Annotated in this window: 10 protein-coding genes; 4 read left to right on the forward strand and 6 right to left on the reverse strand. The window is 60.7% G+C overall.

Annotated features, from left to right (window positions below; all coding sequences use genetic code 11):
• Positions 1 to 81 precede the first annotated feature (81 nt).
• The 3 genes from ACYU70_RS06045 to mce form a co-directional block, all read right to left on the reverse strand.
• Positions 82 to 1521, reverse strand: a complete 1440-nt coding sequence (locus ACYU70_RS06045) for a CCA tRNA nucleotidyltransferase (RefSeq protein ID WP_342297325.1) — start codon at positions 1519 to 1521, stop codon at positions 82 to 84.
• A gap of 235 nt (positions 1522 to 1756) precedes the next feature.
• Positions 1757 to 2329, reverse strand: a complete 573-nt coding sequence (locus tag ACYU70_RS06050) for an L-threonylcarbamoyladenylate synthase (protein WP_342297327.1) — start codon at positions 2327 to 2329, stop codon at positions 1757 to 1759.
• 96 nt (positions 2330 to 2425) lie between these two features.
• On the reverse strand, positions 2426 to 2830 hold the full coding sequence (gene mce, locus ACYU70_RS06055) for a methylmalonyl-CoA epimerase (RefSeq protein ID WP_342297330.1): 405 nt from the start codon (positions 2828 to 2830) through the stop codon (positions 2426 to 2428).
• A gap of 209 nt (positions 2831 to 3039) precedes the next feature.
• Here mce and ACYU70_RS06060 point away from each other — a divergent pair, with 209 nt between their 5' ends.
• The 4 genes from ACYU70_RS06060 (at position 3040) to ACYU70_RS06075 (ending at position 5729) form a co-directional block, all read left to right on the forward strand.
• Positions 3040 to 4254 carry an IscS subfamily cysteine desulfurase gene (locus ACYU70_RS06060; RefSeq protein ID WP_342297332.1) on the forward strand — a complete coding sequence of 405 codons (1215 nt, stop codon included), beginning with the start codon at positions 3040 to 3042 and terminating at the stop codon, positions 4252 to 4254.
• A gap of 116 nt (positions 4255 to 4370) precedes the next feature.
• A complete protein-coding gene (gene iscU, locus ACYU70_RS06065; RefSeq protein ID WP_168673962.1) occupies positions 4371 to 4781 on the forward strand; it encodes a Fe-S cluster assembly scaffold IscU in 411 nt (136 codons plus the stop codon).
• Between the two features lie 105 nt (positions 4782 to 4886).
• Entirely contained in the window at positions 4887 to 5279 is a 393-nt protein-coding gene (locus ACYU70_RS06070; protein ID WP_342297334.1) for a hypothetical protein, read from the forward strand.
• Positions 5280 to 5402: 123 nt separating this feature from the next.
• Positions 5403 to 5729 (forward strand): HesB/IscA family protein, encoded by a 327-nt coding sequence (locus ACYU70_RS06075; RefSeq protein ID WP_342297336.1) that lies wholly within the window; start codon positions 5403 to 5405, stop codon positions 5727 to 5729.
• A gap of 106 nt (positions 5730 to 5835) precedes the next feature.
• Here the strand turns inward: ACYU70_RS06075 and ACYU70_RS06080 are convergent, their stop codons facing one another.
• The 3 genes from ACYU70_RS06080 to ACYU70_RS06090 form a co-directional block, all read right to left on the reverse strand.
• Positions 5836 to 10587, reverse strand: a complete 4752-nt coding sequence (locus ACYU70_RS06080) for a T9SS type A sorting domain-containing protein (RefSeq protein ID WP_342297338.1) — start codon at positions 10585 to 10587, stop codon at positions 5836 to 5838.
• A gap of 1092 nt (positions 10588 to 11679) precedes the next feature.
• Positions 11680 to 11865, reverse strand: coding sequence for a hypothetical protein (locus ACYU70_RS06085; protein WP_342297339.1), 186 nt, complete (start codon positions 11863 to 11865; stop codon positions 11680 to 11682).
• 146 nt (positions 11866 to 12011) lie between these two features.
• The gene (locus tag ACYU70_RS06090) at positions 12012 to 13271 is read right to left on the reverse strand and encodes a glycosyltransferase family 4 protein (RefSeq protein WP_342297340.1); all 1260 of its coding nucleotides are present in this window, start codon (positions 13269 to 13271) and stop codon (positions 12012 to 12014) included.
• Between the last annotated feature and the right edge of the window lie 117 nt (positions 13272 to 13388).

A 13388-nucleotide genomic window follows, 5' to 3' on the forward strand; every position in this document is an offset into this window, starting at 1 on the left:
ATTGTTACCAAATAACGTTGTAGGCAACCTTTCGCCGTATAACTGCATCTATCCCCCGAAATCAAAAAAAAGAAGCCAGGCTTAGTTTGGTGAGTGAACGAAGCCTCCTTCCGGAGCCAGTCCTTTGGCCGCCCCCTGCTGCAACAGGAAGGCCAAGGCTGGCTCCATTTCGTTTTTAATGATGCCGTCGAGGATGGCTTCCATCACGGCCTCCTTCAGCTCGCCGACCTGGCGCGAAGGCTTCAGTCCGAAGGTTTCCATGATGATTTCGCCGGTGATGACGGGGCGGAAGCTGCGCAGATGGTCCTTCTCCTCCACCTCCTTCAGCTTCTCCTCCACCTGCCCGAAATTGCGCAAATACCGCTCCTTGCGGGTGTGGTCCTTGCTCGTGATGTCGGCCCGGCACAGCAGCATCAGCCGGTCAATGTCCTCACCGGCCTCAAACAGCAGGCGGCGCACGGCCGAGTCGGTCACCGTTTCCTTCACTAGGGCAATGGGGCGCAGGTGCAGCTTCACCAGCTTTTGCACCATGCGCATCTCCTCGCCCAGTGGCAGTTTCAAATCAGTGAAAATGCCGGGCACCCAGCGCGCCCCCTTGTCCTCGTGGCCATGGAAGGTCCAGCCCACGCGCTGGTCGTAGCGCTTGGTGGCGGGCTTGGCGATGTCGTGCAGCACGGCAGCCCAGCGCAGCCACAGGTCGCCACCGGCGGCGGCCACATTGTCCAGCACCTGCAGGGTGTGGTAGAAGTTGTCCTTGTGGGCATGGGTGCCCACTTTTTCCACGCCGTGCAGCAGCGCCATCTTCGGGAAGATGAGTTGCAATAGCCCCGTCTGAAACAGCAGCTTGAACCCGTAGCTCGGCGTGGGCGACTCGATAATCTTGTTTAGCTCGACGGTAATCCGCTCCTGCGACACAATCTTAATCCGGTCCTTATTCCGGATAATGGCATCGAACGTATCCGGCTCAATGTCAAAATTCAGTTGCGAGGCAAAGCGCACGGCGCGCATCATCCGCAGCGGGTCGTCCGAGAAAGTCACATCCGGCCCCAACGGCGTGCGGATGGTTTTGCTAGCGAGGTCCTTCATGCCCTCGTAGCGGTCTACCAGCTCGCCAAAATTTTCCGGGTTCAGGCTGAGGCCGAGGGCATTGATGGTGAAATCGCGACGGGCCAAATCCTCTTCCAAGGTCCCGGCCTGCACTTCCGGCTTGCGGCTTTCGGCGCGGTAACTCTCCTTACGGGCTCCCACAAATTCAATGTCGCCGGCCTCCTTAGTCGGCAGCATGGCTGTGCCGAAGTTCTTGAACACCTGCACGCGGCCCCGGCCTTTCAGCTTGTTGCCCACGGCCTGCGCCAGCGCAATGCCGTCGCCCACCGTCACTACATCAATATCCTTGCTTTCGCGCCCCAGCGCTAAATCCCGCACGTAGCCGCCGATGACATAGGCTGGCTGGCCGAGTTCGGCCGCAGCTTCGGCGATGGTATGGAAAATGGGCAATTCGGGCAGTTTCGGCGTGTTCATGAGCGCAAAGTTCGGCGCTGAACGCATAATGCCGCCTGTCATTGCGAGTGGAGCGCAGCGGAACGCGGCAATCCGTCCTGTCAACCCCAGACATTTTCTTCTACCAGAAAGCCCCGATACTTCACAGTGTCGGGGCTTTCTGCTTTTGAAAAAGGGCTTTATCACAACTCAGAGTTGGTCGCTCATGAGAGGACGGATTGCCGCGCTGCGCTCGCAATGACAGGTGTCCCCACCCTTACTCCCGCACCACTTCCAGCTTACCGCCCTCGCCCAGCCGCACCACCCGCGAAGGAGCAGTGCGAGTAGCATCGTCCTGCCGCCAGTTTACCACATGGTCGGCCCCGCGCACGATAGCGGGGTCCACCTCCGAATACACCGCCGGCGTGGGTTCGCCAGCCTTATTGGCTGATGTCGACACCAGCCCGTGGCCCAGCCGGCGCACCACTTTAAAGCAAAATTCGTCCTTCACTACGCGCAGGCCCACGGTGCCATCTGGTGCAATCAGCTCCTTCGCCACGGCCCGGCTGGCGGGCAGGATGTAGGTGGTTGGCCGCGTATCGGCCGCCAGCATGGCCTCCAGCTCCGCTGGCACTTCGGCGGCGTAGCGCTTCATCATAGCCAAATCCGCCACCAGCACGATGCTGGGCTTGCCGGCCTCGCGGCCCTTCAGTTTGTAGAGGTCCTTCACGGCGGGCGGCGCTTCGGCATCGCAGCCCAGGCCCCACACGGTATCAGTCGGGTACAGAATCACTTGTTGGAGCAGCAAAGCATCAACAGCAGCTTCTACTTCTTGTTGGAAACGGTTCATAGTAGTAGCGCGGACTTTTAGTCCGCGAGTGGAAAACATTGTAAAAAATCAGCAGATTCTCTTGCGGACTAAAAGTCCCTACCGGGTACGACCGCGCTACTTGATAGTCTGGCACAGTTCCACCAATACGCCGGCCGCGCTTTTCGGATGCACGAAGCACACCAGCTTGTTATCGGCCCCGCGCTTGGGTTCTTCATTTAATAACACGAAGCCCTCCCCTTTCAGCCGCGCCATCTCGGCCCGAATATCATCGACTTCAAAAGCTACGTGGTGAATGCCTTCCGGCTTTTTGGCCAGGAATTTCGTGATGGCGCTATCCGGCGAAGTACCGGCCAGCAGTTCAATCTTCGAGCCGCCTACCTGAAAGAAGACGGTATCTACGGCCTCGCTGGCCACGTGCTCTTTCTTATAGGGAGCCGCGCCGAGCAGCTTGGTGTAGAGCGCGGTGGCAGCTTCCAAGTCATTTACGGCTAGGCCGAGGTGTTCGAGGTTGGTAATCATGGGTGGGGATTTCGGGAAAGAATGCCGCTGGCCGGGCAAAAAAGACGGTTTTACCGCGCATTTAGCGCCGTTGCCGTAAGTCGGCGCATTTCCTTATTTAGATTGTGTCTACTTTTGTAGGACCAAAGAAAACTGATTGCCCCCGAACCGTGTTCTAAAGGCCGACCAAGCTTTCATTGGTTTATCTTTTTGCTATACCGCTGCGCGCAATGCTGAAGCTCCCCATTTACCTCGATAACAACGCCACCACGCCGCTCGACCCGCGTGTGCTGGAGGCCATGATGCCTTATCTGACCGATGTATTCGGCAACGCGGCTTCCCGCAACCACCCCTTCGGCTGGGCCGCTGAAGAAGGCGTGGACTACGCCCGCGAGCAGATTTCGAAGCTCATCAACTGCGACGCGAAGGAAATCATCTTCACCTCGGGCGCTACTGAGTCGGATAACCTGGGCATCAAGGGCGTGTTCGAGATGTATAGCCAGAAAGGCAACCACATTATCACCGCCACCACCGAGCACAAAGCCGTGCTCGATACCTGCAAGCACATCGAGAAACTGGGCGGCAAGGTAACCTACCTGCCCGTCGATGAAAAAGGCCTCATCAGCCTCGCCGACCTCGAAGCCGCGATGACCCCCGAGACGATTCTCGTGACCATCATGTACGGCAACAACGAGACGGGCACCATCCAGCCCATTCACGAAATCGCCAAAATTGCCCACGCCCACGGTGCCCTGTTCATGACGGACGGCACCCAGGCCGTTGGCAAGATTCCAGTTGACGTGCTGGCCGATGGCATCGATATCATGGCCTTCACCGCCCACAAAATGTACGGCCCGAAAGGCGTGGGTGCTCTCTACGTGCGCCGCAAGAACCCCCGGGTGAAAGTAACCGCCCAAATGGACGGCGGTGGCCACGAGCGCGGCATGCGCTCGGGTACCCTCAACGTACCCGGCATCGTGGGTCTGGGCAAGGCTTGCGAGTTGGCTCGCCTCGAAATGGCAGCCGACACCGAGCGCTTGAGCAAAATGCGCGACCGCCTCGAAAAGGAACTCACCACGCTGGAAGAAAGCTACATCAACGGCTCGGTGGAGCATCGCCTGCCGCACGTGACGAACATCAGCTTCAAGTACGTGGAAGGCGAAGGCCTGATGATGGGCGTGAAAGACCTGGCCGTATCGTCCGGCTCGGCCTGCACCTCGGCTTCGCTGGAGCCCAGCTACGTGCTCAAGGCCCTGGGCCTGAGCGACGACCTGGCCCACAGCAGCCTGCGCTTCGGCCTGAGCCGCTTCACCACCGACGAGCAAATCGATTATGCCATCGGCCACGTAAAAGAGGCCGTGACCAAGCTCCGCGAAATGTCGCCCCTGTGGGAGATGTTCAAGGAAGGCGTCGATTTGAGCAAAATCGAGTGGGCAGAACACTAGAAATTTTGAATGTTGAGGGTTGAGTTTTGAATGATGTGCACTAGCACCATTTTACTCTTCAAACTCAGCGTTCCGAAACATTCAAAACTCAACTTTCAAAACTCAACACTACAATAATGGCTTACTCCGATAAAGTAATTGACCACTACAGCAACCCCCGCAACGTGGGCACGCTGGACAAAAGCAAGAAAAACGTAGGCACCGGCCTCGTGGGCGCACCCGAGTGCGGCGACGTAATGCGCCTGCAAATCGAGGTGGACGAAGCCACCAACACCATCACCGACGCCAAATTCAAGACGTTCGGCTGCGGCTCGGCTATTGCTTCGTCGTCGCTGGCCACGGAGTGGCTGAAAGGCAAATCCATCGACGAGGCCCTGGCCATCGACAACATGGAGATTGTGGAAGAGCTGGCTTTGCCGCCCGTGAAAATCCACTGCTCGGTACTGGCTGAAGATGCTATCAAGTCGGCCATCTCGGACTACCGCGTGAAAAACGGTTTGCCCGCCTTGGAGCTGTCGCACCACTAATCATTGAGTGAATTTTGAATGGGTGAATGAGTGAAGTGGCGTAAAGTCATTTTACCCATTCGCCCATTTTCACTTTGCCCATTCACTCACTTACTTATTCAATTAGTGGACGAATTTGACATTGCCCGGCTGGAGCGCGAGATTCGGCAATATCTGGGCCTGGAGCCCGCGCAGCTACAGTTTGAGTTTCGGGAATTGGAAGGCCAGACCCGGCTCGACCTGATTACGGTGAACCCGCGCCACCAGCAGAGCTTCCTGTTTCGCTATGAAACCGGGCGCGACCAAGTGGAGTGTCTGGAGAAAATGTTGAGCTACGTGAAGAGCTTCCGCGATACTGAAAGCTCCTACACGGTGCAGTGGCGCGCCCGCGACGACCGGGAGCTGCATACGTCCTATTTCCGGGCGCACAACGTATATGAGGCGCTGGACAAGCTCTATTTCGGTCGTGATTTGAACACGATTACCGTGTTCAGCGTGGTGCTGAACCCGAGCTCGTAAGGGCCGGAATAAATTATTTGATGGGCGAGCGAACAAAGAAATTCGCCGCCTTGTTTATAATGTGTCTAAATTGCGGCCCCATTTGGTTTGCTTTTAAGCCTAACCGGCCCCGCTCCTACTGCCATGATTACCGTATCTGATAAAGCCAAAGAAAAAGTAGCTCGCCTGATTCAGGATGCGCACCTTGATGACACCTATCGCCTGCGCGCCTCGGTGGCGGGTGGCGGTTGCTCGGGTCTGAGCTACAAGCTGGACTTCGATAACGAAGTGCGGCCCATGGACCAGGAGTTCGAGGACAAAGGCGTGCGCGTGGTGGTTGACATGAAAAGCTTCCTCTATCTGGCCGGCACCGAGCTGGATTTCTCCGACGGCCTCAATGGCAAGGGCTTCCAGTTCAACAACCCCAACGCCTCGCGTGAGTGCGGTTGCGGCGAGAGTTTCTCGGTATAAGCAACTACCGATGTACGGACATTGAGGCTTAACATCGGCAATAAATCAACAAAAAAGCCCCCGTGCATATTGCACGGGGGCTTTTTTGTTGATTGCCTCTCGGCGGTTACTCCTTCTCAAACTTCTGCACGGTGCGGCCGGCGGCCGTTTGCAGTTCCAGGAAGTAGAGGCCGGTGGGCAGGATTTCGAGGCCGATGCTGGCGGTGCCGGCTTCGGTGGTGCCGCGCAGCAGGGGCTGGCCCAACTGGTTGAGCACGCGGTAGGGCGTGGCCGCCTCGGTGATGAAGCTGATGCGGCTGTGGGCCGGGTTGGGGTAGAGCTCAACCTTGGCGATTTCGCCCGAACCGACTACCGTGACCACCAGCGAGAAGGCGGTGGTGCCATCCAGGTCCACCTGACGCAGGCGGTAGTAGAGCTTAGCGGCGGGAGCGGCTTTGTCGAGGGTGGCGTAGGCTGTGGGGCTCATGCTGTTGCCCTGAGCGGCTACGGTGGCTACCGTAGCGAATTCACGGCCATCGAAGCTGCGCTGCACCTCGAAGCGGGCGCTGTTTTTCTCGGTGGCCGTGGCCCATTTCACCGCAACCGTTTTGTCGGCCTGGCGCTGGGCGCTGAAGGCGGTGAGCTGGACGGGCAGCGGGTTGATGGATTCCAGCACGTTGGTGTTGGACAGGTCATTTTGAGCGCCGAGGGCGAAGTCGGAGAAATCAGAGAACGAAGCCGAGGTGAGCGTGCCAGCTACCGAGGGGCCACCGGCCCCGGAATCGGTGCCCGTATTGGCCGAGCGGCCCAGGTTGGTCCACTGGTTGGCGAATGGGCCGGAAGCATCGCGCTTGGCAATCACGAAATCGGTGCTGCTGGGCACGTTCACGTAGTCTTCAGCCCCGAAGCTGAGGGTGATGGTGCCGGTGAAGTTGCCGGGAGCCGTGTTGGACGACGTGACGGTGTAGAAGCGCTTCGACGATACGCGGGCCAGCGGCGCGGTGCCTTTGCCGGGGTCCGTCGACAAATTACGGCTGAGGTTGCCCTCAAACTGCTCGGCGGTGTAGGTCGAAGCACCAGCCTGGGCCGTGCTGATGAGCGTGATGGGGCGGTAGAACGCGCCTTTGCCCACCGGGAATACCGTGGTGGCCGCGCCCACATCCGTTACGCGGGCCAGCGGGCCATTCACGAAGCTGCTGGCGCTGCCACCGGTAGCGTTGTTGGAGAGGGTGAGCAGGTTGGTGCCCGAAGTGGTGATGTTGCCGCTGGTGAGCTGCAAGGTGCCCGGCACTTCGAGCGGACGCTGGAGCAGCACGCCCTGGGCGTTGTTGATTTGCAGCGTTACGTTGGGACTCAGGGTCAGGGCGGTTGTGCTGGTGTTGGTGCCGCCGATGGTTTGCACAGCGGTGCCGTTCAATTGCAGGGGTGCCGTGGGCACGGAGCCTGGCAGGAAGGACAGGACGGCACTGCCATCCACCTTGATATCGCCCTTGATGGAAATGCTGCCGGTGAGGTTGATAGGCAGATTGCCGGTGAGTACCCGCAGGTCGTTCTGGATTACCAGCGGGTTGCCCCCCGAAATGGTGGGTGCCGAGGTGAAGCCGGGGTTATAGACGAACGTACCGTAGGTGCGGCCCGAGAACGAAGGCGTAGCCGAAATGGCGGGAACGAAACGGAAGTAGCTGCCGCTCTGGAACGTGGTCGAGGCGCTGGTGCCGGCCGCGCCGAACGGCGAAGCACCTCCCTGCTGAAAGTAACTCGACCCGGCTTCAAACAGCACCGTGCCGGCATAGGCGACGGCGCTGCCAAACAGGTTGCCGTTAAAGTTGGCCGTAGCCGTGATGGCGCTGCCCGTGTGAAACACAATGGCGTTTGGAGTAGCACTGGTGCCCAGAATCTTGTGCGTGGTACCGGCGCTGAAGGCCGAGCCATCGGCCGCGATGCCGCCGTCGATGCTGGCCGTGGCTCCCGTAGCGAGCTGAATGTTAAGGCCCACGTTGGTTACCGTGTTATACAGGCGCAGCGAGTCGGCAGTACCCACTACGAGGTTGGCCGGGGTGGCCGCGCCGCTCAGGTTGAGGGTGCGGTTGGCATCGGTGCTGAGCGTGGCAATAACGCCGCCCTGCAGCTTGAGGGCCGCAATAGTTTCGGGGGTGGTGAAGTCGAGGGTCACGTTGGCCGTGGGGGTCACCGTACCATCGAATAACAGGACGTCGCTGGCCGCAGTCAACGCCCGCGCGGGCGTCCAGCTGGTAGCCGCGCTGTAGCTGGTGCCGGTACCGTTCCAGAGGTAGGTGACGGCCGGGGGCGTGAGCGTGGTGAAGGTAGCAGTGCCGGGCGCAGTAGTCAGGTAGTTTTCGAGGCCGGCCGTGGCGTTATCGTTGTAAGCGTAGGCTTCCACGGTGTAAGCGGTGCCGGAAGCCAGCCCGGTTACGGTGAGGCTGGTGGTGCTGCCATCGGCAATCACCACGAAGTTGTTGGTGCCGGTGGTAGGGTTGGTACCCGTGGAGCTGCCGTAGGTGGTATTGGCGGTGTAGGTAGTGCCATCAACGGGGGCTACAGCGGCGGCGGCGGTAGGCCGCACCACCACGAGGCGCTTGGTGCCATCACCACCGCTCAGGTTGAGCAGCACGGTAGTAGTGGTAGCACCCGAAGCCGTGACAGTGGGCTGCACGGTGGGCTCGGCGGCGGGCGGGGTGCCGGCCGTGAGCGAGCCAAACAGGTTCACGTCATCAACGCCAAAGGTGCCGCTGGCGCTGTTGGAGCCGCCGTAGGCATAAATACGGAAGCTTACCGCGCCCGTCACGGTCGACAAGGCAGCCGTGCCGGTCAGGTTCACGGTGCGGGGAGTGAAGGTGGTGGTAGGGCCGGATTGCACGGCACCCACGGTAGCGGTGTAGCCGTCGAGGCTGGTGCGGACCTCCCACTTGGTGGGGCCGGTGCCGGAGCTACGGTCCGAAACAATGAGCGTAGTCAGGTTGGCAGTGTTGCCGGCTGCGGCCGTGAAGGTGAACTGATAATAGCCAGTAGCCGAGCCAGCAGCCGGCGAAGCCGTGGAAGTGGGGAAACCCGTGGACCGGAAGTCCGGGGTATCAGAAGAGCTGGTGAGGCCCGTGGCCCGCGAAAAGACGCTACCCGTTACGTTGGTAGCCTGGGTAGTGGGCGAGGTGGAACTTGTAGCCGGGAAGGTGTAAGCCAGCAGCGGCGGCGAAAGCACCGTGCCGCTCACCGTCACATCCTGCGAAGCTGCCCCCGATACGTTGGTAATGGTGCCACTAACCGGACCCACCGGCGTAGCAGCCGCAACGCGTACATACACGGTGCCGCCGGCAACGGGCACCGATACGGTGCTACCGAAGCCAGTGCCCGTGGTCAGCGAAACTTCAACCCCCGCAGGAGCCGTGACGGTAATCGGAGCAGAGAGGCCGTTGCCGGCCAGCACATAGGACTGCTCGGCCGAGGCCGTACCGGCGTAGTTAGAGAAGCCGCTCAGGCTGCCGGGGGTGGCGGTGAGGGTTGGAGCCGGGGTGGTAAACATCACATCGGCACCGTAGCCGGTGCCGGCACTGTTGGTGGCGTAGGCGGCCACATAGTAAGCCGTGCTGGGCGTGAGGCCCGTCAGGCTGCTGCTGTAGGTACCCGCGCCCGATGCGCCGGCTACCGTAGTCACGCCGGAGCCTCCCAGACGGGGCGTCGGCGTGAGGCTGAATACGACCCCGCGTACCGTAATGCTGGTACCGGCCACGGTGCCACCGCTGGTGGCCGTGGTAGGCGTAATGGCGGTGGTAGCAGCCGTGGTAGCCGTGGGCGGCGACAGCGTACTGAAGGTAATATCGGTGGCGTAGGTAGTGCCCACGCTGTTGGTGGCGTAGGCGGCCACGTAGTAGGTAGTGCTGGGCGTGAGGCTCGTGAGGCTGCTGCTGAAAGTGCCCGTGCCGGGTGCTCCATCGGCTACCTGGGTCACGCCGCTGCCGCCAATCTGCGGGTTGGGAGTGGTGCTATATACCACGCCGCGCGCCGTAATGGTAGCGCCGCCGTCCGAGGTAACGTTACCGCCGCTGGTGGCGGTGGTGCCCGTGATGGCCGACGCGGCCGTAGTGCTCACGCTGGGCGCTACCAGCGGCGCGGTCACGGTAAGGGTATTGGTCGAGTTCGAACCTGTGGTGACGGGGTTGCTGGCCACTACGCGGATGAGGTAGGCCGAACTGGCCGTGGTAGCCCCCGGAATGGTGACCGTAAGCGAGGTAGCCGTGGAGCCGGTAGTGGTCAGCAAAGTGGTGCCGCTGGCGAAACTGCCCGACGAGTTGGACAGCACGGCCGTGAACACGTTGGCCGGGTCGAAGGTGCCGGTGGTGGTGTAGGAAACCGTCACATCGTTGCCGGCCAGCACGGTGGTGGGCAAAATGCCGCCCGTGGTGATGGTGGGTGGCGGAGCGGGCGTGGTCACCGCGACCAGCACGGGAGCAGCTTGCAGGTTGGGTACGGCGTCTTCGGCCACTACATATACATCATAGGCAGTGCTGGCCGTGAGGCCGCTTACCGTCGAAGTGGCAGCGGTGTTGGCAGTGGGGTTGGCGAAGTTGCCGGATAGCGTAACGGCCGTGCCGGCAGCATTTTTTCCCGCTTTCACCTGCGCAGCTGTGGGCGCGGTGGCACCGCTGGCCAGGACCACATAATAGGTTTTGCCTACTTCATTGATAGTAGACGACAGCAGAAAGCTTGACGTGGTAATAGCTGAGGCCGAAGGCGAGGCCGGGGTAGTGCCGAAAACGGGCGGCGTGGTATCGGCGGGGGGAGCCGTGTAGGTATAATTCAGGACAAAATCATCGAAGCCCGTAGTTGCACGGTTACCACTACCAGTTGTCGCAGCCAGTGTCACAACGCGGATGTAAACAGGTCCGGTGGCGTTATCGAGTGCCGTTCCGAAGTTTACCGTAACGGTTGAATTCGAGAATGTAGAGCCAACAACCGAGGTACTGCCGCTCGATGGGGTAACAGCGGTGAAATTACCCGTTGCTCCTACTCGATAATCCACGGTAAAAACGGTGGTACGGCCTGATGTGACATCCAGCGACTGGAGCTTGAAGCTTGCCGACAAAGCTGAGATATTGGTTGTATTGGCAATTTGAAAGACAAACCCGGCTCCGGGGTCCCCGAATGCACTGGTTTGCCTCAACCCTATGGCCCGGTCAGGTGAAGCCGTTTGAGCAGCGGAAGTTGAATTTGATGCTAAACCGTCAGCAGAAGCGTAGTTACGGTAACCAGTAGTACCGCTATTGAAATTCGTAGCCGTTGAAGTAAAAGTCGCTGCTGTTCCTAATGCTGAAGATGTAGCACCTGTTACAACAGAAAACCCAGTGGGCAGTCCGGCACCAATGTTATCAAAGGTTTCGGTGTAGCTACTAGCACCTGTGCTTAACGTAACCTGCCCCCATCCAAGCAGGGGTAACATTAGCATCATCAGCAGCGCGAGGCTGCGGGCGATAGCGGAAGAAAAACAGGGTAACGGGTTTCTCATAAAAAACGGGTTGTTAGGGGGTTTACCGAATTATCGTAGGGTGGACACGTTGAGCGTAAAGATATTTGTATGAGACTAGATTCAGGGCATGATTCCGTTATCAAATCTTTATATTCTGCCAATAACCTCTTCAGTAGCGTCAAATCGGTCTTTTTTTTTCCAAAACAGGTCTTCAGGCACCTAAAATCGGCTGATGACAACCCTGCTCCCACCGTCTTCGGAGGAGGTTAAAGCATCCCCCTACCCAGATAAGTACAAAAAAAGCCCTTGCAGGTGCAAGGGCTTTCTGGGGCATCGGGCAACAGCCGGGGTCGGTGGTTGCACGCACGGCGGCGCAACTGCCGGCGGTTGGTAATGGTGCCTGCCATTCCGGGACGGGGGCGTGGGCTGGGCGCTGCTGCCGGCGGGGATAACCCCGCCGGGTGGGTGGCCACGCGCAGCCTGCCGGGCCGCTTAGGAATGACAGGACTTATGGGATAGCGCGGCCGGGCCGGCTGGAACCGGCGCAGGCCTCAGGGCACGCAGCTCGGGTTGATGGGTGCTGAACGAAGGGCAGTCGTGCTGGCCCAGCACGGCGGCGGGCACGGCCAGCTTCAGCAGCAGCCCACTCAAAAAACGAAGCCTGACAACGGAACTCATAGCTTGAAGAAATGAACCACCCCGGAGGCCCGGGGAGCAGTTGAATTGATGCCGTGAAACTACCGGTCCGGGGAAGCCGGCCGGCACCGATATCGGCCAAATCCGGTACTGTATCGACCGGAAGGGCTTTTTTCGGGGCTGCGCTATCAGGCTACGGCGTGGGCAAAGGCCGTATTCACGGACCGGTGCCGCTGCCGGGCGGCCCGAGGCGTGGCCACTGGCGCGGCCGCCACCGCCCGAATCACGTCTTCGGTGAGGGCGCACTGGCGGTGGTGCGAGTAGTGCCAGCGCGCCAGGCGGGCCCGCTCCACCCGCTCGTGGGTGGCGGCGGGCTCGGCAAAGGTGCGGCGGATGGCGCGGGCGCAGGCGGCCACGTCGCCAGGCAGGTAGAGCAGGCCGGTCTGGGTGTGCTCCACCAGTTCGGTGGTGCCGCCGGTGGCCGCGCCTACCACGGGCACGCCGGCGGCCAGGGCTTCGAGGGTCACCATGCCGTAGGTTTCGTTTTCGGAGGCCATCAGAAAGACATCGATGGCGTGGTAGAACACGGCCGGATTGGCCCGAAAGCCCCGGCAGTGCACTTGGTTTTGCAGGCCCAGCCGGGCCACCTGCCGCTGAAGCTGGCGCAGGTAGTCGTCGCCCTCGTTGCGGGTGGGCTCGCCCATGATGACGAGGTGGGCATCGTAGCCGTACTGCTGGCGCAGGTGGTGCAGGGCGTTGATGACGAAATCCTGCCCCTTGCCGGCATCCAGCCGGCCCAGAATGCCCAGCAGGCGCACGTCCTGGGGCAGGCCCAGCTCGTGGCGGGCTTCGAAGGGTGTGTGGGTGGGCGGCGCAAACTGCTCCAGCGGCAGGCCCAGCGGCACGAGGTGCAGCTTGGCCATGTCGAAGCGGGTGAGGTGGGCCACTTCGCGGGCCAAGCCGGGCAGCGGCGTCAGCCAGGCATCCACCAAGCCGAAGCGCAGGGTATGCACGGGGCTGCGCTTGGGGCGGCCCAGCTGCATGTGCTGTTGGTAAATAATGCGCAGGCGGCCGCCCAGCAGGGTTTTGACGAGCGTGGCCACGGGCAGGTCCTTATTCTGCGTCACCACCAGCACGTCGATGTTCAGGCGTTCGAGCTGCTCTTTCAGGGCCCAGGCCATGAGGGGCATGGCTAGGCCCCGGCGCACGGCCAGCGTTTCGAGGGGCACAAACCAGTCTTCGGCCCACATGGCCAGCGGCGTGGCGGGCGGCGCGAAAAACGTGACGCGCCACCCGCGCTCCTGCATCCAGCCGGCGAACTTTAGGCTGTTCAGCTCCAGCCCGCCCAGGCTACTTGAGAGGCAGAGCACCGCCAATTGCGGAGCAGCCTCCCGCACACAGGGGGCCGGGCCGGGAGCGGGGCTCCCGGAAAAGGTGAATGGTAACATAGCTCAGAAAGACAGGGAGTGTGGGGGGCATCGGGGGTGGTAGAAGGCGGAGAGAGGACGAGGGAAACGGGAAACAATAATTAGAACGTCATGCTTCGACTGCGCTCAGCATGACGT

The organism is Hymenobacter segetis, assembly GCF_054776495.1.